This is a genomic window from Martinezella hainanensis (genome assembly GCF_900094555.1).
GTDB classification, from domain to species: Bacteria; Pseudomonadota; Alphaproteobacteria; order Rhizobiales; family Rhizobiaceae; genus Rhizobium; species Rhizobium hainanense.
Genome location: NZ_FMAC01000001.1, coordinates 165,607 through 186,313 on the forward strand (window position 1 = coordinate 165,607; position 20,707 = coordinate 186,313).

Sequence of the window (20,707 nt, forward strand, 5' to 3'; positions counted from 1 at the left end):
CAATCATGTCCGACTTCATCGCCAATCCTGAAGATATTCCCGTCGTTGTGCTTGCTGGAGGGCGTTCCAGCCGCATGGGCGCAAACAAGGCCTTTGCATTGCTCGCCGGCGAAAGCTTGCTCGCACGCATCTCGTCGAAGATCGAGCAACTGCAACGCAAACCGATCGTGCTGAATGCAGATGTCGATTGGCCAGACGCCATGGGGATGCAGCTTATTCCGGATAGAATTCCCGGCAAATTGGGGCCGCTTGCAGGTGTGCTCGCCGCACTGCAGGACGCGCAGTTGCGTTACCCAGAGGCGTCGCATGTCGCCACCATCCCCGTAGACAGCCCCTTCTTTCCTCCCGACCTTATCGTGCGCCTCGCCGATGTCATTCACGGTTCCGATGAGATTGCCATTGCCGCATCACTCGGCCAGGATCATCCCGTTTTCGGTCTCTGGCCCATCTCCGCCGCCGCCGATCTGGAACAATGGATCGCCTCAGACGAAAAGCGGCGCGTAAGAGATTTCCTCGCCCGACATAAGGTGCGGCGGGTGGAGTTTCCTGCGATCGAAACTGCGATCGGCCCTCTCGACCCTTTCTTCAACATCAATACACCAGCCGATCTCGCCGAAGCAGAGGCATGGCTGGCAGCTTTGGAAAACATGTCATGACAAAATCTCGTCCCCGGATCTTCGGTATCGCCGGCTGGAAGAATTCCGGCAAGACGGGACTTGCCGTCCGGCTGGTCACCGAATTCACCCAGCGCGGCTATCGCATCTCGACCATCAAGCATGCACATCATGATTTCGATATCGACAAGGTCGGCGCCGATAGCTTTCGCCATCGCGAGGCGGGCGCGCATGAAGTCACCATCGTCTCCGGCACGCGCTATGCCATCATGCACGAATTGCGTGGCAAGCCGGAGCCGAGCTTTGAGGAAATACTGGCACGTCTGGCCCCTTGCGACCTCGTTCTGATCGAGGGTTACAAGCGCGAACCGATCCCGAAGATCGAAGCCCGCCGGCTTGAAGCGGCCAACCGGGAACCGCTCGCTCCGCACGACCCTTACATCGTCGCCATCGCCGCCGATCATCCAGTGGAAGACGCCGGCTCGCTCGCTGTTTTCGACCTCAACGACACACTTGCCATCGCCGATTTCATCGCCGCGAAAGTCGGGCTCGGCAAACCGCCGAAATGAAAAGGCCGCCGGTTTCCCGGCGGCCCCTGCTCTGAATGTAGTCTGATGCTTACCGATTGGACGCAACCGGACGCACCAGCGGCGTGATGCGGCGGATGGTAACGCGACGGTTTTCCTGCGACGGTCCGAGTGTATTCACTTTGAGATACTGCTCGCCATAGCCTTGGGTAACCAGGTTTTCGGCCGGAATGCCGTAGACATCCGTCAGCACGTTGGCGACCGATTCCGCGCGCTGGTCCGACAGGATCAGGTTGCTCTGGGCCGAGCCCACGGCATCCGTGTGACCTTCGATGAGGAAGGTTTCGGTCGGGTCACGTTTGACGATCTTCGATATGCCGTCGGCGACACCGCGCAGCGTGCTGGCCTGCGACATCGGAATGTCCGCACTGCCCGTCGCGAAGGTGATGGTATCGAGGTCGATACGGCGGATCTTGTCGCGGATACGAGCCGAATAGCGGACTTCGTTGACCGAATAGATACGCTCGACCGGCTCGACCGGCGGCTCACGCAGGAAGTCGTAATAGTCTGCATTGCGGTTCGATGCCGTATCGATGATGTACTGGCTCAGCGGAATGAGCAGTCGCATCGGCGGCAGGCTGTCGCCCGGATCGCGGAAGTAGTCGTCATTGTCGGGACGATCTTCCAGCTCCGGCGAGTAGAACAGCACATATTCGCGGCCGCTGGCGTCGATGCGCGAGCGCTGGATGATGTCGCCATAACGGTTGCGTATCGTGACGACGCGATCGCCATCGGGCTGATCGATCGTCTCGCGATAGCGGTCGCGTGGCAGCTGTTCGTAGACCGGCCGCTCGCCGCCACGAATGAAGCGCTCGCTGTCATCGTGACGGACGACATAGTTATTGTCGACATTCACGATGGTCCGATTGTCCTGATTGATGATGGTCTGGACCGTCGTTCCCTGCGGCGGAGCGAAGTCCGGCCGGCGATCGATCCGGCGACCCTGTTCGCTGGTCACGGCTTCGATCTTCACCGGCGGCTGTGCCTGAGCGCCAGCTGTGACGCGCTGAGCCTCGGCGTCGGAGGTCGGCGGCTTGGTGTAGGCCGGAGGCGGTTGCTGGCCGGGCGCGTTCTGTGCCTGCCCGTTCTGGCCCTGGCCTTGGCCGGCCTGTCCGCGACCAACCTGTGCACCGGGAGCGCCTGGGTTCTGACCATTGTTCAGGTGATCGCCCCGACGAACCACACCCTTCTGGCTGTCCAGAACCGCGCTGCCGTTTTCAACCGGCAGGATGACAGGACCGTTGGCAGAAGCCGGGTTCTCGGCGATCTTCTTGCGGCGCTCCAGTTCCTGCGGCGAGACCTGTTCGGCCGGAGGCACCTGGATTTCGCCGGCCTGCTGGCCATTGCCGTTGGCGGCGGGAGCCGTTGCACCGCCTTGTGCAGATGTCGCGGCGCCATTGGCCGGCTGCTGCTTGCCGGGCTGCGGCGCTGCCTGGTTGCCAGTCTGGGCGGGCTGTCCCTGCGGCGTGCCCTGCTGGGCCGGCTGCTGCGGATTGGCGGCGGGCTGTTCGCCCTGCTGCTGGTTCTGCGGCTGCTTGCCGTGGGTCTTGTCCCCACTCTGCTTCTGTCCCTGCTGGGCGCCAGGTGTCGCCGGCGTGCCGGGCTGGGTTTCAGGCTGCACCTGCGTTTGGGGCTGCGCCTGCGTTCCCGGCTGAGCCTTATGTCCCTGGGCTGGTTCGCCTGCAGGCGCAGGCTGCTGCTCGGCGGGTTGCTTTGCCGGAGCCTCGGTCTGACCTTGCGGCTTGGGATGGGCGTTCTGTTCGGGCTGCACCTGCTTTCCAGGCTGAGCCTCCTGATTCTGCTGTTCGCCGGCAGCGGGAGCCTGCTTCTCGGCCGGCACCGGCTGCGGAGCCTTTGCACCGGGCTTGGCCTTCGGTTCAGGCTTAGCTTCCGGCTGCGCTTCCGTGGCAGGCTGCTGCTGCTCCACCTTCGGCTGCGGTGCTTCGGCCGGCTGCTTGGCTTCGGGCTGCTTGGCCTTCGGCTTCGGCTGCGGTGCTTCCGGCTGTGCCTCGGGAGCGACAGCCTTAGGCTGCGGTTTCGCTTCGGGCTGTGCCTGCGGCTCTTCGGCCGGTTGCTGGCGCTGCTTCTTAGGAGGCTCGGGTTGTGCCTCTGCGGCCGGCTGCTGCTTCTGCGGCTTCGGCTGCTCCTGCTCTGCGGGCTGCTGATGTTCGGCCTTCGGCGGCTGGGCTTCCGGTTGCTGCTTCGGCGCCTTTTGCTGCGGCTCGCCTTCAGGTTCGGCCTGCTTCATCTGGTGCTGCTGCTCTCCGCCGCCCTGATGCTTCTGGCCCTCGCCGCCTTCGGCAGGCTTCTTGTGCTTGAGCTGCTCTTCATCGGGCTGCGCTGCCGGCGCTTCCTGTTGGGCCACCTCGAAACTTGCGTCTGCAGCAGTCGCGGCTACGCCGACGATGCCATTGCTAAGCGGTGCGACGGGCTGTTCACGAAGTGCCGCAGCTGCTGCCGGCTCGAAGGCGAGCGATAGCGAAAGCAGCGGAAACGCGGCGCTGGCAAATAGTCTGGATCGCTTTCCCATATGGGATCTCCTCTTATGATCTTTGTCCGCCGAATTGCGAATCTCAGCGGGCAAGGCGATTGCCCCAAGATCCCGGCCATTTTTCGGTTCTCATGAGGCTGAATCGCGGCAAGCCGCTATAAGTTCCCGCACTATTAGGTTGCCGCAATTAACCCTGGCTGAACGCAGTGGATGGTTTTCGTTCAGATTTCCCTGTGGCGCACTTGCATTGCGGCGGCATTGCGCAAAGGCAGGTTGCCTTTGTAATTCCAGTTGCATTTTCCAGAAAAAAAGTACGAATATCGCCGCAAGGCGGGCCATCGGTCCGCTCCACTCGAGCCGTCTGCCAAAAACAATAACGGGCTGCCGGCCACCAACAGAGAGGGTCAATATGCGCATCTCCACTCGTCTTTTTGCCGCCGCATCCTTCGCCGCGATGTCGCTCGTCGCCGGCGCGGCGCTTGCCGACGGCGACACGCTCGTCATCGGCACCGACGCGACCTACCCGCCGTTCGAAGCGCTCGACGCCGGTGGCAAGTTCGTCGGCTTCGACATCGATATAGCCAATGCGCTTTGCGATCAGATGAAGGTCAAGTGCACCTTCGTGAACCAGGATTTCGACGGCATCATCCCGGCCCTGCAGGCCAAGAAGTTCGACGCCATCGTCTCGTCTATGTCGATCACGCCTGAGCGCGAGAAGATCGTCGACTTCACCAACAAGTACTACAACACGCCGCCGGCAATCGCCGTACCGAAGGACTCCGCTCTCAAGGAAGCAACCGACGAAGCCCTGAAAGGCAAGACGATCGGCGCGCAGTCCTCCACGACGCATGCCAACTACGCCTCTGCTCATCTGAAGGATGCCGAACTCAAGCTTTATCCGTCGGCCGACGAATACAAGCTCGACCTCAGCAATGGCCGAATCGATGCTGCTATCGACGACGTCGTTGTCCTGTCCGAATGGGTGAAGTCTGACGCCGGCAATTGCTGCAAGATGCTCGGAACGCTGAAGATCGATCCGGTCATCAACGGTGCGGGCGCTGGTATCGCCGTCCGCAAGGGCGATACGGCCCTCAAGGACAAGCTGAACGCCGCGATCGCCGCGATCCGCGCTGACGGCACCTACAAGAAGATCCAGGACAAGTATTTCGATTTCGACGTCTACGGCGATTGATCGCCCGTCGATTCCCTGGGAAAAGACGACGGCGGAAGCTTGCTCTTCCGCCGTTTTTGTTTGACAACGAGAAGAATATAAGCAGAAACGCGGCAAAAGCCGCTAGGGGAAATACAGCATGAGCGGATTGTTTTCCGCCCTCGGTTCCGTGTGGACCTGGTTGAGTACGATTTTTGACCCGTTGTGTGGTCCGGCCGGACTATTCACTCTGTTCGGCCAAAATACGATGCTCGCCTGTGGCGACACGGGATGGGGCGATGAGCTTGCCGGTGGCTTGAAGATCACCATTGCCGTCTCGGTCCTGACGTTGCCGCTTGGCGTGATCATCGGATTCTTCGTTGCACTTGCGCAGCAATCGGAAGAGAAGCCTTTGCGCCTTGCCGCTGGCGTCTTCACGACGATTTTCCGCGGCCTGCCTGAGCTGCTCACGCTCTTCATCATCTACTATGGCATGCAGATCCTCTTACAGTCGCTGCTCGCCAAATTTGGCTATAACGGACCTGTCGAAATCAATGCTTTCGCTGCAGGCATGGTCGCCTTGGCGATCGTCTTCTCCGCCTATTGCTCGGAAGTGCTTCTGTCCGCCTTCAAGGCTATACCGAAAGGCCAGTACGAAGCAGGCGATGCACTCGGCTTTCACCGCGTGCGTACCATGCGGTTGATCATCATACCGCAGCTTGTCCGCATCTCGCTGCCGAATCTCGGAAACCTCTGGATGAACCTGTTGAAGGACACGTCCTACGTCTCCATCATCGGCCTTGCCGACATCATCAGGCAGACGGGGATCGCCGTGCGCGCCACCAAGGCGCCCTTCACCTTCTATTCTATCGCCTGCCTTTTCTATCTGACGCTGGCCGTCATTTCCTCGGTCGGCCTCTTCTATCTTGATCGATGGGCCAAACGTGCGGAGGTTCATCGATGAGCCATGCCGAAGTTCTGATAGCCGCGCAGCCGGCACCGCCCCAGATCGCCAGGAAACTATCCAAGGCGCGTATCGTAGGATATTTCTTCCTGACGCTCTGGACCCTTCTCGGCATTTCCCTCTTGACGATGATCGTGACGGGCTGGGATATCGACAAGCTCCAGACCTACGGGCCACGGCTGCTGCACGGTCTCTGGATCACGGTAAAGCTGGTCGCCATATCCTTCATCCTCGGTGCGATCCTGTCGATACCGCTGGCCTTCGCCCGCATGTCGAGCAACAGGGTCCTGAGCACGCTGACCTATTGCTATGTCTATCTGTTCCGCGGCACGCCGCTGCTGGCGCAGATCTTCATGGTCTACTACGGCTTTCCAAGCTTCCGCTGGTTCTTCGAGGATATCGGCCTGTGGTGGTTCTTCAAGGACCCCTTCTATTGCGGTGTCTTCGCCATGACGCTGAACACGGCAGCCTACCAGACGGAAATCGTCCGAGGCGCCATCCAGAGCGTGCCTAGGGGTCAGACGGAAGCGGCAAGCGCGCTTGGCATCCATACGTGGATCGCATTCCGCAAAATCATCATTCCCCAGGCGCTCATCGTGGCGCTGCGGCCTTACGGTAATGAAATCATTCTGCTGATCAAGAGTTCGGCGACCGTCTCCATCATCACCGTCTACGATCTGATGGGCGAGACGCGCTACGCATTCTCGCGCACCTACGACTATCAGATCTACCTCTGGGCGGCGATTTTCTACCTGGTGATCGTCGAGTTCATGCGAAACGGCTGGGCGCGGATGGAAGGCCGGTTGACCCGGCATCTCAAGCGCTAATCCCGGAAAGGGCGGCGTTGAAGCGCCGCCCTTGGCAGCACTCCCTGGCCATCGCTGCTAACGTATTGATTTCTGTGAATAAAATTTCCTTCATGACAGTTTTGTAAAGCTTGAGTTTACCATCGCCTGTTTCCATATCTTTGTGACCATGAGTCACGAAAAAATGGGAACGGAAAGAGAAAGCTCATGCACGACGACATGCAAAAGCAGTTGCAGGGTTATGGGTTGACGACGGCGCAGATCCTCTATCGCCTGCCCGATCACCCGCAATTTCTCCAGACATACATCTGGCAGGACTATGATCTCGCCCCGAACTTTCCCGAAATGCGCGGCTTCCTGAAATTCTGGCAGGAAACGCTGGATGGGCCGCTGCATTCGGTGCGTTATGTCCATCGCAAGCTGATTTCGGCTACCGAATGGCGCGCTGTGAAGGGCGAATTCATCCTGCACTGAGGATCGGTTCAAATGCGTGGCGGCTGGCGGCGATCAAACATGCGCCTCGCCATGGATGAAATCGCCGTCATCCGGCCCGCGATGGAGCGTGCCATAAAGAATGGCGGCATAAAAGGCCGCAACAAGGATGATGACGATGAAGCCAGGCATGGGTCCAAGGGCTGCATTGTCAGCAATATAGCCCCATGAACGCGCCTGTTCCTGCGCCAGGCCATCTGTCTGCAACCTCGGCGTCGAAATCTTTAGTATCCATGCCAAAAGCAGGATCGCATACATCCAGCAGTAGTTGCGTCGCAACCGCCGCTGCGCAGCCTCGGCTTGGCTTAGCAGTAACCGTGGAGCGCGCAGACTGGCCGCAATCGGCAATGTCCAGTCGGAATTGAGCTCGGCTTGCGGCGCCAGGATCTGCGCAAAATAATGCCGCTCCAGCTGCCGCACCCGCGAACGGTAGACATCGAAGAAGCGATATCGCCGCGCTTCGATCATGAGCAGAAGCGTGATCAGCATCATTCCGAACAGCAGCACACCGTGATGCGACGACGGCGTCGACAGCGATACGGAAAGCAATGCCGCCGTGACCGTGATCGCCCAGTTCGAGGTCCGGTCGATACGATCGCGCCAGCTGGTCATCCGCCCCAGTTCGCCTCGATAGTAATGGGTCAATGTGTTGGTGACTTCAGCCGAGGTCGCCGGCAAGGAGGGGCGGCCGCGCTCCGCCGGGCTGCCTGCCGGGTTCGGTGTTGTCATTTCGGTATCCATTGTCGTTCCTCCCTTATTTGTTGTTCTATCCGGATAGCGCCCCCAATTCGCCTTTGCCGAAATCGATATTCTGCGCCTGCACGGCAAGCATTGCAAAAGCCGATCAGGCGTCTTAATGCCTGCGTGACAAAAGGAAGGGCCTGTGACCATGGCAAAGAAGAAGATCGACGAAGACGCGCTGGCGGAAGCCTATAACCACGCATTGGCGCTGGAGAAGGCGGGCGACATCGACGCTGCGGTTCGGGCCTATGAGAAGGTGCTGGCCCTCGATCCGGACGACCATGGCGGCGCAGCCGTTCGCATCGCCTCGATGGGACGCGGCGAAACGCCGGTCAAGGCGCCGGACGCCTATGTCGAGACCCTGTTCGATCAGCATGCCGAGGTCTTCGAGGACGTGCTGGTGGAGCAACTCGGCTATCATGTGCCGGTGCTCGTTCGCCAGCGTCTGCAGGCGCTCGGCCTCGGCCCCTTCAAGCGCATGCTCGATCTTGGCTGCGGCACGGGCCTCACGGGCGGCACGCTGCGCGATATCGTCGAAGATATCACCGGCATCGACATTTCCGAGAACATGGTCGAAGTCGCCCATGAAAAGGACATCTACGAGACGCTCTTCGTCGCCGAAGTCGAGGATTTCCTCGACGATAACGATGAAGACGCCTTCGATCTGATCACCGCAACCGATGTGCTGCCCTATCTCGGCGCGCTGGAACCGCTGTTTTTCGGAGCGGCGGAAAACATGACGCCGGGCGGCCTCTTCATTTTCTCCTCCGAAACCCTGCCGGATGCGACCATGGCCGGACGGCCCTATATGGTCGGCGCGCACCAGCGCTTCGCCCATTCCGAAGCCTATGTGCGCGAACGGCTGAAAGCGACCGGCTTCGAACTCGTCGAAATCACCGACATCAATGTCCGCATGGAAGACGGCCAGCCGACGCCGGGCCATCTGGTCATTGCGCGCCTGAATGCCGATTGAGACGACTAAAACAGAATAGTTACCCGTTTGGATAACTATTCTGTTGCGCAGCGACCGCCGAACTGATACTTAGCCATTCAGATAAGTATCAGCTTGAACCTTGATTTCGGAAAGGTCGTCGCATGTCCCTTATTCTCTATCAGCATCCGCTCGCCTCGTTCTGCCACAAGGTCTTGATGGCGCTCTATGAAAACGGGACGCCGTTCGAAAGCCGGATCATCGATCTCAGCAATGCGGAATCGCGCGCCTCGCTGGCGCGGCTCTGGCCGCTTACGAAATTTCCGGTGCTGCGCGACGAAGCGCTTGATAGCACCGTGCCCGAAACCAGCATCATCATCGAATATCTCGATCGGCATTATCCCGGCGCAACCCAGCTATTGCCGACCGAGCTTTCGGACGCCCTGTGCGTCCGGCTCTGGGATCGCTTCTTCGACCTTTATGTGCAGGAGCCGATGCAAGCAATCGTCGCAGATGTGCGCCGGGCCGAGAAGAACCAAAGCCCGCAGGGCGTCGCCGAAGCGCAGTCGCTGCTGCGCACCGCCTATGGAATGATCGAAAAGCAGCTGGACGGGAAAATCTGGATCACCGGAGACAATCTGACCATGGCCGATTGCGCTGCAGCACCGGCTTTATTCTATGCCGAAACCCTGGTTCCCTTCGGCGAAGAACATGGCCGGCTGAAGGCCTATTATCAGCGTCTCCTCGACCGCCCGTCCTTCGCCCGCGTGCTCAAGGAGGCCATGCCCTACTTCCATTTTTATCCCTACAGCGAGAAATTGCCGGCACAGTTCCGGCCGGAAAAGCCGAATGCTTGAGGATGCGCAGTCTCTCGACCGCATGTTCCAGGCTCTCTCAGACGGGAGCCGCCGCGGCATGATCGACAGGCTAGGCCGCGGCCCTGCCTCCGTGACCGAGTTGGCGCAGCCGCTCGACATGGCGCTGCCGACCGTGATGAAACATCTGCAGGTGCTGGAGACGAGCGGCCTGGTGCTGTCGGAAAAGGCCGGTCGGGTACGGACCTATCACCTTCGCAAGGAGGCGCTGGCATCCGTCGAGCGATGGATTGCAGAGCGCAAGGCATCCTGGAACCAGGCCTTCGACCGCCTTGATCTCTTTCTTAGCGACACCTCGACGGAGATGGCAGACGAATGAGCAAACGATCGACAGACCATACGACCATCACCATAGAACGCCATTTCAAGGCGCCGCTATCGAAGGTCTTCAACGCCTGGGCAATCCCCGAGCAGAAGCGGCAATGGTTTGCCTGTCATGAAGGCTGGAAGCCGCTGGAATTCCAGCTCGATTTCCGCACCGGCGGCAGCGAGAGCAATCGCGTCGCCTCGGCGGATGGCGTCGTGCATGCCTATCAGGCGCGCTATATCGACGTCATCCAGAACGAGCGCTTCATATATGCCTTCGACATGATGCTCGACGACCTCAGAATTTCCGTGTCGCTGGCGACTATCAACTTCGCCTCCGAGCCCGGCGGCACGAAGATGACCTTCGTCGAGCAGGTCGTCTTTCTGGATGGCTACAGCGATAACGGCTCACGCCTCATGGGCACGGAGATCGGCTTCGACAATCTCAAGCTCTTTGTCGAAGCGGATGACGCCAGGCCGAACTAGCTGCGTACATCGCCAAGAATCGCCGCCAGAAGCTGCCCTTCGAGCTCGGCCAGCGCCGGATTGCCATGGCGACGCGGATGTGGATAGGGAACGGCAAGATCAAGCACGATCCGCCCTTCGTCCAGCACCACGACCCGATCTGCGAGATGTACGGCTTCGCTGACGTCATGCGTGACGAGCACCGCCGTAAAGCCGAGCTCGCGCCAGACGCGATTCAGCAATTCCTGCATACTGATACGTGTCAAGGCATCCAGAGCGCCCAGCGGCTCGTCGAGCGCAAGGATGCCGGGCTTGCTGACAAGCGCGCGGGCAAGCGCCACGCGCTGCTTCTGGCCGCCGGAAAGACTGGAGGGCCATTCACCGGCTTTCTCGGCCAGCTGCACCTCAGAAAGAACTGAAGCCGTTTCCTGGCGCGAGATATCCTGCGGCACCCCCTCGCCCAGACCGACCGCGACATTGTCGGCGACGGAAAACCAGGGCAACAGGCGCGGCTCCTGAAAGACGATACGCGTATTGGGTTGCGCGTCGCTGCCATCAGCCGCCTCGAACCGTAGATGGCCGGCACTCGGCTCTTCCAGCCCCATCAGGATACGTAGCAGCGTGCTCTTGCCACAACCGCTCTTGCCGATGACGGCGACGAACTGGCCGGCTGGAATATCGAGATCGATACCGCGCAGGACGCGGTTGTTGCCGAAGCTCTTCTCCAGTCCCTTGATATGGATGGCCGCAGCACCCGCAACCTGCGGGGCGATTTTTGCGGCCCCTGCCCGCGGGTGATCTATCGCGATGGCGCTCATGACAGGCTCCTCAATTCTGATAGGCCGGGTTCCAGCGCAAGGCCCTGCGCTCGATCGCCCGCGCGACGACATCGGCGAGCTTGCCGAGGATGGCGTAGATGACCAGCGTCAGGACGACGACATCGGTCATGCCGAATTCGCGGGCATTGTTGGCCATGTAACCGATGCCTGACGATGCCGCGATCGATTCAGCAACGATCAGCGTCAACCACATGATGCCGAGGGCAAAGCGCAAGCCGACAAGGATGGATGGAAGTGCGCCAGGGAAGATGACCTTCCGGAATAGCGTCCAGTTGCTCATCCCATAGACCCGCCCCATCTCGATCAATCCGCGATCGACGTTGCGCACGCCATGATAGGTGTTGAGATAGATCGGGAAGAGCACGCCAAGCGCTGTCAGGAACAGTTTCGATTCCTCACCGATCCCGAACCAGAGAATGACGAGCGGCACCATGGCGAGATGCGGAATGGTGCGCAGCATCTGCAGCGTCGTATCGGTCAACTGTTCCGACAGCCGCGATACGCCGTTGGCGATGCCAAGCAGGAAACCGATCGAGCCGCCGACCAGCAGGCCAGCGAAAGCGCGGCCGGCGCTGACGAGGATGTTGTTCGGCAGCTGCCCAGAAATCGTGGTCTGCCAAAAGGCGACCACGACAGCCGCCGGCGATGGCATGATGCGATTGGAGATCCAGCCGAACGAGGAACCGAGCTGCCATGCAGCAATGACGACGACAGGCAGCAGGAAGGGCAGAAATCTCTGAAGCGAGATGGCCTGCCGAGCCGCCTTGACAGGGCGCGTGCGGCGTTCCGAAGCCACACGGACGAAGGACGTGTCGAATGCCGACATGGGGATCTTCCTCTTGAGTTGGCGTTACGAGCCGGAAACGACCTTCAGATTACCGCCATGGCTACCGCCGGCAAAAATCTGCTTGGCTCCAAATTCGTTGCGGAACCCGGCCCGCTGCTCGTCACGCTTCAATCCCAATTCGGGGAACAGCAATTCGGCCACGCGATAGGCTTCTTCCAGATGCGGATAGCCGGAGCCGATCACGGTTTCGATGCCGAGCTCCTGATATTCCCGCAATCTCGCAGCTACCGTCTTTGGCGAGCCAACGAGTGCCGTACCCGCTCCGGCGCGCACCAGGCCCACACCGGCCCAGAGGTTCGGGGATACTTCCAGCTTGTCGCGACGGCCGCCATGCAGTGCCGCCATGCGCTTCTGCCCAACGGAATCGGATTGTTTGACGAATTGCTCCTGCGCCTCGCGGATCGTCTCGTCGTCGAGTTTGGAGATGAGCTTGTCGGCTGCTGCCCATGCCTCCTCGTCCGTTTCGCGAACGATGAAATGCAGGCGGATACCGAAGCTGACCTCACGGCCGCGCGCGGCAGCCGCCGCCCTCACCTTTGCAATCTTCTCCGCGACCTGTGCCGGCGGTTCGCCCCAGGTCAGGTATTTGTCTACACGCCCGACAGAGAATTCGATACCGGCATCCGAAGAGCCGCCGAAATAGAGCGGCGGGCGCGGTGATTGTACCGGTGGCAGGCCGAGCTTTGCATTGGTGGCCGTAATATACTTGCCCTTGAAGGTAGAAGTTCCCGTCTCCAGCAATTCCTCCCATACATGGAAGAATTCATCGGCATGAGCGTAACGTTCATCATGTTCCAGATGAATGCCGTCGCCGGCCAGCTCCGCCGGGCTGCCGCCAACGACGATGTTGAGCAGGACGCGGCCGTTCGAGACGCGATCGAGCGTCGAGGCAAGGCGCGCATAATAGGCGGGAGATGCCGTACCAGGGCGGATGGCAACCAGGAACTTCAGCTTCTGCGTATGCGCCGAAAGCGCCGCAGCCGTGACGAAAGACTCTTCGCAGGAGACACCCGTCGGCAAAAGCACGCCCGTATAACCCAGCCGATCGACTGCCTGTGCGATCTGCTGGAGATAGCCGATCTCCGGGCCGCGATTGAGATCGGTCGTGCCGAGATAGGTGCCGTCGCCGGAGGTCGGAATGAACCAGAGGAAATCGATGGGTTTTGCGGTCGCGGTCATGAAGCTTTCCTGCTTTCTGGATGCGCGTGGTCGGGAGCCACCTCCCGATGTTCGATCCGGATAGTGGCATAGACTATCGATTATATCGACAATATGGATTTTCTAATCGGCGGTGTTTGACGAAATATTTTTGCCGACAAAGCCCGCACCCGTAGTGTTTCGGGCGCGGACGATATCTGCGGGCCTCGTCAGCCTCAGCTCGCCTTCGGCCGCCAGACGATATCCGTGACGTTGAGCTTCTTCGGAACGATGCCAAGATTATAGAATTCGTCAGCCAGTCCCTGCTGATAGGTGATTGCCGCGTCGGTGATGGTTGAGACGCCGCCAAGATCGGCGCCCGGACGGGTCAGCGTCACCCTGGTCACATCGGCCGGAACACCGGTGATTTCGGACAGGGCCTTAATAGTGCCGTCCAGATTCGATTGCGCCGCAGCGCCCACCTTCGCCAACTCATCTATAACATCGATGATGACCTGTGGATTGCTCTTGGTGAAATCACCGTTCGCAAGGAAATAGCTGAAGGAATCGACGATGCCGCGTGCCGTCGTCAGGACACGCGTATCCGGGTCAGCCTCGGCAATCGCGAGATAAGGGTCCCAGATGGACCAGGCATCGATGGCGCCGGTCTTAAAGGCGGCAGATGCATCCGGCGGTGCGAGATCGAGCGCCTGAATATCGTTGATCGTCAGCCCGCCTTTGCGCAGCGCCTTGACGGTGACGTTGTGGGCGCTGGAGCCGCGCTTGAAGGCAAGCTTCTTTCCCTTGAGATCGGCAAGGGTCTGGATCGGCGAATCCTTGCGCACGAGAATGGCGGAGCTTTCGGGGCTGCCGGTATAAAGGCCGACATAGAGCAGATTGCCGTTGGCAGCCTGAGCGAAGAGCGGCGGCACGTCGCCCGTGGCGCCGAAATCAAGGGCGCCGGCGCCGAGCGCTTCGAGCAGCGGCGGCCCGGATGTGAATTCAGACCATTCGACCGATATGCCGCGATCGGAAAGCCGCTTCTCAAGCGCCCCTTGGCGCTTTGCCAACGCCAATACGCCGTTCTTCTGCCAGCCGATCCGAAGCGTCGTCGCCGCTGCTGCCCGCGCCTGTCGAATGGAAGGCAAAGCGAAAGCCGCCGCCGTGGCGCCGAGAAGGCCGAGTGTCTGTCTGCGCGAAATCATCGAAGATCCCTTTTTCATGAGGCCTCGGCGCTTCCGCTGCCATCGGCTTGTTGTCGATGGCCTAAGATCGCAAATCCATAGATTATATCGACAAAGGATATTATGAAGATTCGCACCGAAAACGAAATTCTATTCCCATATGAACGGAAACAAGAAACCAAATTTCAAATCATATGCCATGGTGACAAGTTGCCCGAGAAATCGGCCTTTCGTCCCCCTGGCCTTTCGGCTAAGCCTTCGAAACAAATTCGGTCAGGGAGTCATAAAATGGCAAAGGTCTCGTTCATCGGCATGGGCGTCATGGGTTATCCTATGGCAGGACATCTCAAGGTCAAAGGCGGGCATGACGTCACTGTTTACAATCGCACCGTCGCCAAGGCCGAAGCATGGGCCAAGCAGTATGACGGCAAATTCGCCCCTACCCCGGCTCAGGCCGCTGAAGGCGCCGATTTCGTCTTCACCTGCGTCGGCAATGACGACGACCTGCGCTCGGTGACCACGGGCGAAAACGGCGTCCTTTCAAGCATGAAAGCAGGCGCAATACTCATCGACAATACGACCGCAAGCGCCGAGGTCGCCCGCGAACTCTACGCTGCCGCCAAGGAAAAGGGTGTCGACTTTATCGACGCGCCGGTTTCCGGTGGACAGGCAGGTGCAGAAAATGGCGTACTGACCGTCATGTGCGGCGGCGATGAAGTCGTGTTCGAGAAAGCCCGCCCCGTGATCGATGCCTATGCCCGCATGGTCGGTCTTATGGGACCGGTGGGCGCCGGCCAGCTGACCAAGATGATCAATCAGATCTGCATTGCCGGCATCGTCCAGGGCCTTGCCGAAGGCATTCACTTCGGCAAGCAGGCAGGACTCGATATCGAAAAGGTCGTGGACGTCATTTCCAAGGGTGCCGCCGGCTCCTGGCAGATGGAAAACCGCCACAAGACCATGAATGCCGGCAAGTATGATTTCGGATTCGCCGTCGACTGGATGCGCAAGGATCTCGGCATCGTGCTCGAGGAGGCCCGCCGCAACAAGGCCAAACTGCCGCTCACGGCCCTCGTTGACCAGTTTTACGGCGATGTCCAGGCGATGGGAGGCGATCGCTGGGATACCTCCTCGCTGCTGGCGCGCCTGGACAAGAAATAACAAAACAAAAGCGCTCAGCCGATATCGGTTTCGGCTGAGCGCTTTATAAAAGAGTTGCTCAGTCCTCGTTGGACTTCGCATTCTCCAGCAGCATGTAATCCAGCGGTAGTTCCGTCGAGTACTTGATCTGCTCCATCGCAAACGCCGAGGAAACATCGCGGATTTCGATCTTGGCGATCATGCGCTTGTAGAAGGCGTCATAAGCGGCGATATCCGGAACGACGACACGCAGCAGATAGTCGACATCGCCGCTCATGCGGTAGAATTCGACCACTTCCGGAAAATCGGCGATCACTTCGGAAAAGCGCTTCAACCATTCGATGGAGTGGCTGTTGGTGCGGATGGACACGAAAACCGTGACCTTCGTGTTGACCTTTTCCGGATCAAGCAGGGCCACACGGCGGCGAATGACGCCATCCTCTTCCATCTTCTGGATACGGCGCCAGCAAGGCGTCGTCGACAGGCCGACCTTCTTGGCGAGATCGGCTACGGCCAGAGTGGAATCCTCCTGCAGCAGGCGCAGGATTTTGCGGTCTAGACGGTCCATTAAAAGCATCCCTTCGAATTATATTCTCTCTATAGCCTATTTTAAGCGAGAGAAAAGAAACTTTTTCTCAAGGAAGCAGGCTTTTCACACGTTGTTGCAATACGGGAAGCAATTCGGCTTCGAACCACGGGTTACGTTTCAGCCAGCCGCTATTGCGCCAGCTCGGATGCGGCAATGGCAGGACGGCGGGCGACCGGTTGGTTAGAAGGTAACGCCGCCACTCCGCGACCGTCTCGGTCATCGAACCCATGCGCTGTGCCCCAAGATGCCACGCCTGCGCATATTGACCGATCGTCAGGATCAGCTCGATCTGCGGCATCGCATCCATCGCCCGCTGCCGCCACAATGGCGCACACTCCTTGCGCGGCGGCAGATCGCTCCCCGCCTTATCATAGCCCGGAAAGCAAAAGCCCATGCCCATTATGGCGAAATGATCCGGATTGTAGAAACTCTCGCGATCCACAGCGAGCCACTGCCGCAAACGGTCGCCCGAGGCATCGTTGAAGGGCAGACCGCTCTCGTGAACGCGTAATCCTGGTGCCTGGCCCGCGATCAGTATCCGTGCGCTCGACGATAGTGTCGCAACCGGACGCGGTTCGTGCGGCAAGCGATCCGCCTCGCCTTTGGCCGGCGCATCTCGACAGAGACGACAGGCCGCGATCGCCGAACGCAGGATCTGCAATTCGCTTTCCTGTTTCATGGGGCGCTCCATCCGACAAGCTGGCGCAAATAGCTGAACAATCCGGCGATCGGATCGTTGTCATTGTCATGCGCCATATGCTCCTCGCGCCGATAGTCGCTCGGCCTCTCGAAATCACTGGCCCAAAGCCCGGCTTTCGCCTGCTGCGCGATGCGCTCCTCGCTGGCATAGGCACCATAGGAAACCGCCATGCCATTGCGCACCATCGCTGCATTGATATCGACATCGCCAGCGACACATGTCACCAGCAGGCGACCATAACGATCCCTCTCCCACCCTCGGCATTCAGGCACCCCGGCCTTAATCATTGTGGCAAGCGCTTTGCGCGCGTCTTCGCCGCAAGCCCAATCCGCACCACTACGCTGGCAACGCTGCCTAAATTCAGGAGCGTCGATACCTTTGAGCCTCAGGCGCTCGCCATTGGCGGAAAGCGTATCGCCATCGATGACATAAAAGCTGCCGTTTTGAACTATTTCCGGTCGATTGTTCATCTTCAACGCGAATAACGCAAGAATGGCAAGCAGCGCGAAAGTGGCCGCGCCGTCACGAAACAGGCGGCCCGACCGCATCACGTTGTTACCTCCTTTAAGAACAAATCCTTGGCGAAGATGGCAAACAAATCATTTCGGTGCAGCATCTTCTTAAGGTTTGGACGCTAGTGTGTAGTCTCAGGCAGGCCAAGTTTCAATGTAACCATGAGCACCGGCGTCAGCACATCGACAGATAAAAACATTGTCGACCGATCGCGCAGTCACCGTAACCGGGCTGTGTCGAAGGCCGTGCGGCAAACGCGCGAGCGCCTGCAGAGCGGTCACAGCCGCAATTTCGACCGCGAACTGATGATGATGCATATCGACACCTTGCGGCAGAGTGCCGCCGTGGTGCCGATTTTCGTCATCGTGGTTGCCGTTCTCGGCGTCTATCTCACGCGTGATGCGGGCATTCTCTTCTGGACCATTCCGATCCTGACGGCGCATGCCATCAACATGCTGATCGGACGGCGCGCCAAGAAGCAGGAAATGTCCGCCGAAAGCGCCAGAAAATGGCGTCAGCTGCTATTGCTGGGGCAATTGCTCGTCGGCTTCTGTTGGGCGCTCTTCACCATCCAGAATTGCTCGACCTGCGGCGGCGACAGTTTTGCCTTCTACAAGGGCACGACCCTGCTGGTGGCCATCTGCATCACGGCAATGTCGAGCTTCATGCTGCCGCGGGCAGTCCCGTTTTCCTTCGCACCGGCAACCGTGGCGCTGTTCGTGACGGCCATCCTGACGCGCAGGCCTTCCGATATCGCCCTCACTGCAGCCATTTCAGTTGCCGTCATATTCTTCAGCTTCATCACCAATCGCATGTATCAGTCGAACCTGAAGATCCTCTTCTTCCAATCGGAGAAGGACGATCTGATCGCCGAGCTGGAAGTCGCGAAATCGATGTCCGATGAAGCGCGCCGGCGCGCCGAGGAGGCAAATCTTGCCAAGTCGCGCTTCTTAGCCTCCATGTCACACGAGCTCAGAACGCCGCTGAATGCGATCCTCGGCTTTTCCGAAGTCATGTCCGCCGAGGTCATGGGGCCGCTCAACAACCCGACCTACCGCGAATACACCACCGATATCCATCGGTCCGGCCAGCACCTTCTCAACCTGATCAACGAAATCCTCGATCTCTCGCGCATCGAAGCCGGCAAATACGAACTGAACGAGGAAGCGATTTCCCTGCTCGATATTGCCGAGGATTGCATCGGCATGGTGCAGCTGCGAGCCCGCGCCAAGAATATCTCGATCTCATCACAATTCGAAGCGCAACTGCCCTCGGTCTGGGCCGATGAGAAATCGATGCGCCAGGTGATCCTCAATCTCCTGTCGAACGCGGTGAAGTTCACGCCGCAAGGCGGCGAGATCAGCGTTAAGGTCGGCTGGACGGCCGGCGGCGGCGAATATGTGGCGATAAAGGACAACGGCCCCGGCATTCCCGAAGAGGAAATTCCGGTGGTGCTCTCAGCCTTCGGCCAGGGCTCCATCGCCATCAAGAGCGCCGAGCAAGGCACGGGCCTTGGCCTGCCGATCGTGCAGGCCATCCTTGCCAAGCATGACGGTCAGTTCATGCTGAAATCCAAACTGCGGGAAGGCACGGAGGTCATCGCCATTTTGCCGGCCAAGCGCGTTCTGCAAAGCCTGCCGGCTGTCGAAGATGCCCCACTCGTCGAGCGTCGCAAGAAGAGTTTCGCTTAAACGAAGCTCAGGTGCCGAGCTCTAGCGGAACAGCAGATGGCTGCCGATAACATAAAGAAGGTAGATGCCGGACGCGACCAGCATGCAGAGAACGGCAAACGAGCCGAGGTCTTTCGCATGTTTGCCAACATTGGAGATTTCCGGAGAAATACGGTCGATCACCTCTTCCACCGCCGTATTCATGGCCTCGACCGCAAACACGGCGAGGAACAACACCATCGCGATGACGATCTCGCCAATCGTCGCGCCGACGGCGATCAGCAGGATCAACGCTACTGCAGCAAAAAGCAGTTCCTGGCGGAAGGCCGATTCCTGCAACAACCGCTGAAAGCCGCCCCAGGAATAACCGGCGGCGGCGAAAAAGTGCCGAATCCCGGTCTCCTTGGTGACCGTTGATTTTGAAAACTCAGCCATTCGCGTTCCGCCCGTAATGTCCCGGTTGCAATCTGGATGCTTTGCGAATACCGCCTCGCCGCGGTCGAAGCAAGGCGATGCCAATCGCCGCCGCCAAATTCATTACAGATTTATGACGAAAAACCGATCGTCTACAGGAAATCTAGCGGCGAAACGCATATTTCGACATCTCGCCGCCCCGATCCTCAGTGCTTATTCGTAACGCCGGCGCTCTCGAATGTTGCCATGCCGGAATGGCAGGCAGCCGCAGCCTTGACGATTCCGGCCGCCAATGCAGCCCCCGTGCCCTCGCCAAGCCGCATGCCGAGCGCCAAGAGCGGCGTCTTTCCGAGCTTCTCGATGGACCGCAGATGCCCCGGCTCCGCCGAAACGTGTCCAATCAGGCAATGGTCGAGCGCGGACGGGTTCGCTGCCTTGAGAACGGAAGCGGCAGCCGTTGCGACGTAGCCGTCGATGATGACGGGGATGCGTTCCATGCGCGCGGCAAGGATGGCACCGGCCATGGCGGCGATCTCGCGGCCGCCAAGGCGGCGCAGGATCTCCAGCGGATCGGAGAGATGGTCGCGATGGAGCGCGACCGCCTTCTCGACCGCGGCAATCTTGCGCTTCAGCATCTCGCCTTCGGAACCCGTGCCCGGGCCAACCCAGTCTTCCGCCTTGCCGCCATAAAGCGCGTAGTGAATGGCTGCGGCGATCGTGGTATTGCCGATGCCCATCTCGCCGATGCAGAGCAGATCGGTGCCACCGGCAATCGCCTCCATGCCGAAGGCCATGGTCGCGGCGCAATCACGCTCGCTCAGCGCCGGCTCTTCCGTGATATCAGCAGTCGGAAAATCGAGCGCGAGATCGAAGACCTTCAGGCCGAGATCGTAGGCAACGCAGATCTGGTTGATCGCGGCGCCGCCGGCCGCGAAGTTTTCCACCATCTGCTGCGTGACCGAAGGCGGAAACGGCGTAATCCCCTGCTTGGTGACACCGTGATTACCGGCAAAGATCGCCACCAGCGGCCGGGTCACGGCCGGGGAACGACCGGTCCAGGCGGCAAGCCAAAAGGCGATTTCCTCGAGCCGACCGAGTGCGCCCGGCGGCTTGGTGAGCTGCGCATCACGTTCACGCGCGGCCACGAGCGCCCGGGCATCCGGGCCTGGAAGGTCGCGCAGCAATGCTCGGAAATCGTCGAATGGGAGGCCGCTGACGCTCATGAATGCGTTCCTTGTCTTTTAGTCTCAAA

Annotated in this window: 23 protein-coding genes; 12 read left to right on the top strand and 11 right to left on the bottom strand. The window is 59.6% G+C overall.

What is annotated here, in order from left to right:
• Positions 1 to 5 precede the first annotated feature (5 nt).
• Both mobA and mobB read left to right on the top strand, forming a co-directional pair.
• A complete protein-coding gene (gene mobA, locus GA0061100_RS00770; RefSeq protein WP_075850719.1) occupies positions 6 to 656 on the top strand; it encodes a molybdenum cofactor guanylyltransferase MobA in 651 nt (216 codons plus the stop codon).
• Entirely contained in the window at positions 653 to 1,183 is a 531-nt protein-coding gene (gene mobB, locus GA0061100_RS00775; RefSeq protein WP_075850720.1) for a molybdopterin-guanine dinucleotide biosynthesis protein B, read from the top strand. Before mobA ends, mobB begins: the two co-directional genes overlap by 4 nt.
• A gap of 49 nt (positions 1,184 to 1,232) precedes the next feature.
• On the opposite strand, the gene GA0061100_RS00780 is transcribed toward mobB, so the two are convergent.
• Positions 1,233 to 3,731 carry an OmpA family protein gene (locus GA0061100_RS00780; RefSeq protein WP_075850721.1) on the bottom strand — a complete coding sequence of 833 codons (2,499 nt, stop codon included), beginning with the start codon at positions 3,729 to 3,731 and terminating at the stop codon, positions 1,233 to 1,235.
• A 370-nt stretch (positions 3,732 to 4,101) separates the two neighbouring features.
• Between GA0061100_RS00780 and GA0061100_RS00785 the strand changes: the two genes are divergently transcribed.
• The 4 genes from GA0061100_RS00785 (at position 4,102) to GA0061100_RS00800 (ending at position 7,086) form a co-directional block, all read left to right on the top strand.
• Positions 4,102 to 4,884 (top strand): ABC transporter substrate-binding protein, encoded by a 783-nt coding sequence (locus GA0061100_RS00785; protein WP_075850722.1) that lies wholly within the window; start codon positions 4,102 to 4,104, stop codon positions 4,882 to 4,884.
• Between the two features lie 118 nt (positions 4,885 to 5,002).
• Positions 5,003 to 5,806 carry an ABC transporter permease gene (locus tag GA0061100_RS00790; RefSeq protein ID WP_075850723.1) on the top strand — a complete coding sequence of 268 codons (804 nt, stop codon included), beginning with the start codon at positions 5,003 to 5,005 and terminating at the stop codon, positions 5,804 to 5,806.
• Positions 5,803 to 6,633 carry an ABC transporter permease gene (locus GA0061100_RS00795; protein WP_075850724.1) on the top strand — a complete coding sequence of 277 codons (831 nt, stop codon included), beginning with the start codon at positions 5,803 to 5,805 and terminating at the stop codon, positions 6,631 to 6,633. The genes GA0061100_RS00790 and GA0061100_RS00795 overlap by 4 nt, the downstream gene beginning before the upstream one ends.
• 186 nt (positions 6,634 to 6,819) lie before the next feature.
• Complete coding sequence (locus GA0061100_RS00800; RefSeq protein ID WP_075850725.1) at positions 6,820 to 7,086, top strand: usg protein; 267 nt, start codon at positions 6,820 to 6,822, stop codon at positions 7,084 to 7,086.
• Between the two features lie 33 nt (positions 7,087 to 7,119).
• Here the strand turns inward: GA0061100_RS00800 and GA0061100_RS00805 are convergent, their stop codons facing one another.
• Positions 7,120 to 7,833: a DUF2270 domain-containing protein gene (locus GA0061100_RS00805; RefSeq protein WP_167459812.1), complete on the bottom strand. Its 714-nt coding sequence runs from the start codon at positions 7,831 to 7,833 to the stop codon at positions 7,120 to 7,122.
• 160 nt (positions 7,834 to 7,993) lie between these two features.
• Here GA0061100_RS00805 and GA0061100_RS00810 point away from each other — a divergent pair, with 160 nt between their 5' ends.
• The 4 genes from GA0061100_RS00810 (at position 7,994) to GA0061100_RS00825 (ending at position 10,443) form a co-directional block, all read left to right on the top strand.
• Complete coding sequence (locus GA0061100_RS00810) at positions 7,994 to 8,818, top strand: class I SAM-dependent methyltransferase (protein ID WP_075850727.1); 825 nt, start codon at positions 7,994 to 7,996, stop codon at positions 8,816 to 8,818.
• 122 nt (positions 8,819 to 8,940) lie between these two features.
• Positions 8,941 to 9,633 (top strand): glutathione S-transferase family protein, encoded by a 693-nt coding sequence (locus GA0061100_RS00815; protein ID WP_075850728.1) that lies wholly within the window; start codon positions 8,941 to 8,943, stop codon positions 9,631 to 9,633.
• Positions 9,626 to 9,970 (top strand): ArsR/SmtB family transcription factor, encoded by a 345-nt coding sequence (locus tag GA0061100_RS00820; RefSeq protein WP_075850729.1) that lies wholly within the window; start codon positions 9,626 to 9,628, stop codon positions 9,968 to 9,970. The genes GA0061100_RS00815 and GA0061100_RS00820 overlap by 8 nt, the downstream gene beginning before the upstream one ends.
• Entirely contained in the window at positions 9,967 to 10,443 is a 477-nt protein-coding gene (locus GA0061100_RS00825; RefSeq protein WP_075850730.1) for an SRPBCC family protein, read from the top strand. Before GA0061100_RS00820 ends, GA0061100_RS00825 begins: the two co-directional genes overlap by 4 nt.
• On the opposite strand, the gene GA0061100_RS00830 is transcribed toward GA0061100_RS00825, so the two are convergent.
• The 4 genes from GA0061100_RS00830 to GA0061100_RS00845 form a co-directional block, all read right to left on the bottom strand.
• The gene (locus tag GA0061100_RS00830; protein WP_075850731.1) at positions 10,440 to 11,240 is read right to left on the bottom strand and encodes an ATP-binding cassette domain-containing protein; all 801 of its coding nucleotides are present in this window, start codon (positions 11,238 to 11,240) and stop codon (positions 10,440 to 10,442) included. The genes GA0061100_RS00825 and GA0061100_RS00830 overlap by 4 nt on opposite strands.
• A gap of 10 nt (positions 11,241 to 11,250) precedes the next feature.
• Entirely contained in the window at positions 11,251 to 12,087 is an 837-nt protein-coding gene (gene ssuC, locus GA0061100_RS00835; RefSeq protein WP_075850732.1) for an aliphatic sulfonate ABC transporter permease SsuC, read from the bottom strand.
• A gap of 24 nt (positions 12,088 to 12,111) precedes the next feature.
• Positions 12,112 to 13,287 (bottom strand): FMNH2-dependent alkanesulfonate monooxygenase, encoded by a 1,176-nt coding sequence (gene ssuD, locus GA0061100_RS00840; RefSeq protein ID WP_075850733.1) that lies wholly within the window; start codon positions 13,285 to 13,287, stop codon positions 12,112 to 12,114.
• A gap of 194 nt (positions 13,288 to 13,481) precedes the next feature.
• A complete protein-coding gene (locus tag GA0061100_RS00845) occupies positions 13,482 to 14,450 on the bottom strand; it encodes an aliphatic sulfonate ABC transporter substrate-binding protein (protein WP_075850734.1) in 969 nt (322 codons plus the stop codon).
• 102 nt (positions 14,451 to 14,552) lie between these two features.
• Here GA0061100_RS00845 and GA0061100_RS00850 point away from each other — a divergent pair, with 102 nt between their 5' ends.
• Positions 14,553 to 15,590, top strand: coding sequence for an NAD(P)-dependent oxidoreductase (locus GA0061100_RS00850; RefSeq protein WP_280173791.1), 1,038 nt, complete (start codon positions 14,553 to 14,555; stop codon positions 15,588 to 15,590).
• A gap of 58 nt (positions 15,591 to 15,648) precedes the next feature.
• Here the strand turns inward: GA0061100_RS00850 and GA0061100_RS00855 are convergent, their stop codons facing one another.
• From GA0061100_RS00855 to GA0061100_RS00865, 3 genes are all read right to left on the bottom strand, one after another.
• On the bottom strand, positions 15,649 to 16,137 hold the full coding sequence (locus GA0061100_RS00855) for an Lrp/AsnC family transcriptional regulator (protein ID WP_069613098.1): 489 nt from the start codon (positions 16,135 to 16,137) through the stop codon (positions 15,649 to 15,651).
• A 67-nt stretch (positions 16,138 to 16,204) separates the two neighbouring features.
• Positions 16,205 to 16,837 (bottom strand): uracil-DNA glycosylase family protein, encoded by a 633-nt coding sequence (locus GA0061100_RS00860; RefSeq protein WP_075850736.1) that lies wholly within the window; start codon positions 16,835 to 16,837, stop codon positions 16,205 to 16,207.
• Positions 16,834 to 17,409 (bottom strand): thermonuclease family protein, encoded by a 576-nt coding sequence (locus tag GA0061100_RS00865; RefSeq protein WP_075850737.1) that lies wholly within the window; start codon positions 17,407 to 17,409, stop codon positions 16,834 to 16,836. Before GA0061100_RS00865 ends, GA0061100_RS00860 begins: the two co-directional genes overlap by 4 nt.
• A 123-nt stretch (positions 17,410 to 17,532) precedes the next feature.
• Between GA0061100_RS00865 and GA0061100_RS00870 the strand changes: the two genes are divergently transcribed.
• The gene (locus GA0061100_RS00870) at positions 17,533 to 19,062 is read left to right on the top strand and encodes a sensor histidine kinase (protein WP_075850738.1); all 1,530 of its coding nucleotides are present in this window, start codon (positions 17,533 to 17,535) and stop codon (positions 19,060 to 19,062) included.
• Positions 19,063 to 19,083: 21 nt separating this feature from the next.
• Here GA0061100_RS00870 and GA0061100_RS00875 read toward each other — a convergent pair whose 3' ends face one another.
• Both GA0061100_RS00875 and cobT read right to left on the bottom strand, forming a co-directional pair.
• Positions 19,084 to 19,476: a diacylglycerol kinase gene (locus tag GA0061100_RS00875; RefSeq protein WP_075850739.1), complete on the bottom strand. Its 393-nt coding sequence runs from the start codon at positions 19,474 to 19,476 to the stop codon at positions 19,084 to 19,086.
• A 185-nt stretch (positions 19,477 to 19,661) separates the two neighbouring features.
• Positions 19,662 to 20,678 (bottom strand): nicotinate-nucleotide--dimethylbenzimidazole phosphoribosyltransferase, encoded by a 1,017-nt coding sequence (cobT, locus tag GA0061100_RS00880; protein WP_075850740.1) that lies wholly within the window; start codon positions 20,676 to 20,678, stop codon positions 19,662 to 19,664.
• Positions 20,679 to 20,707 lie beyond the last annotated feature (29 nt).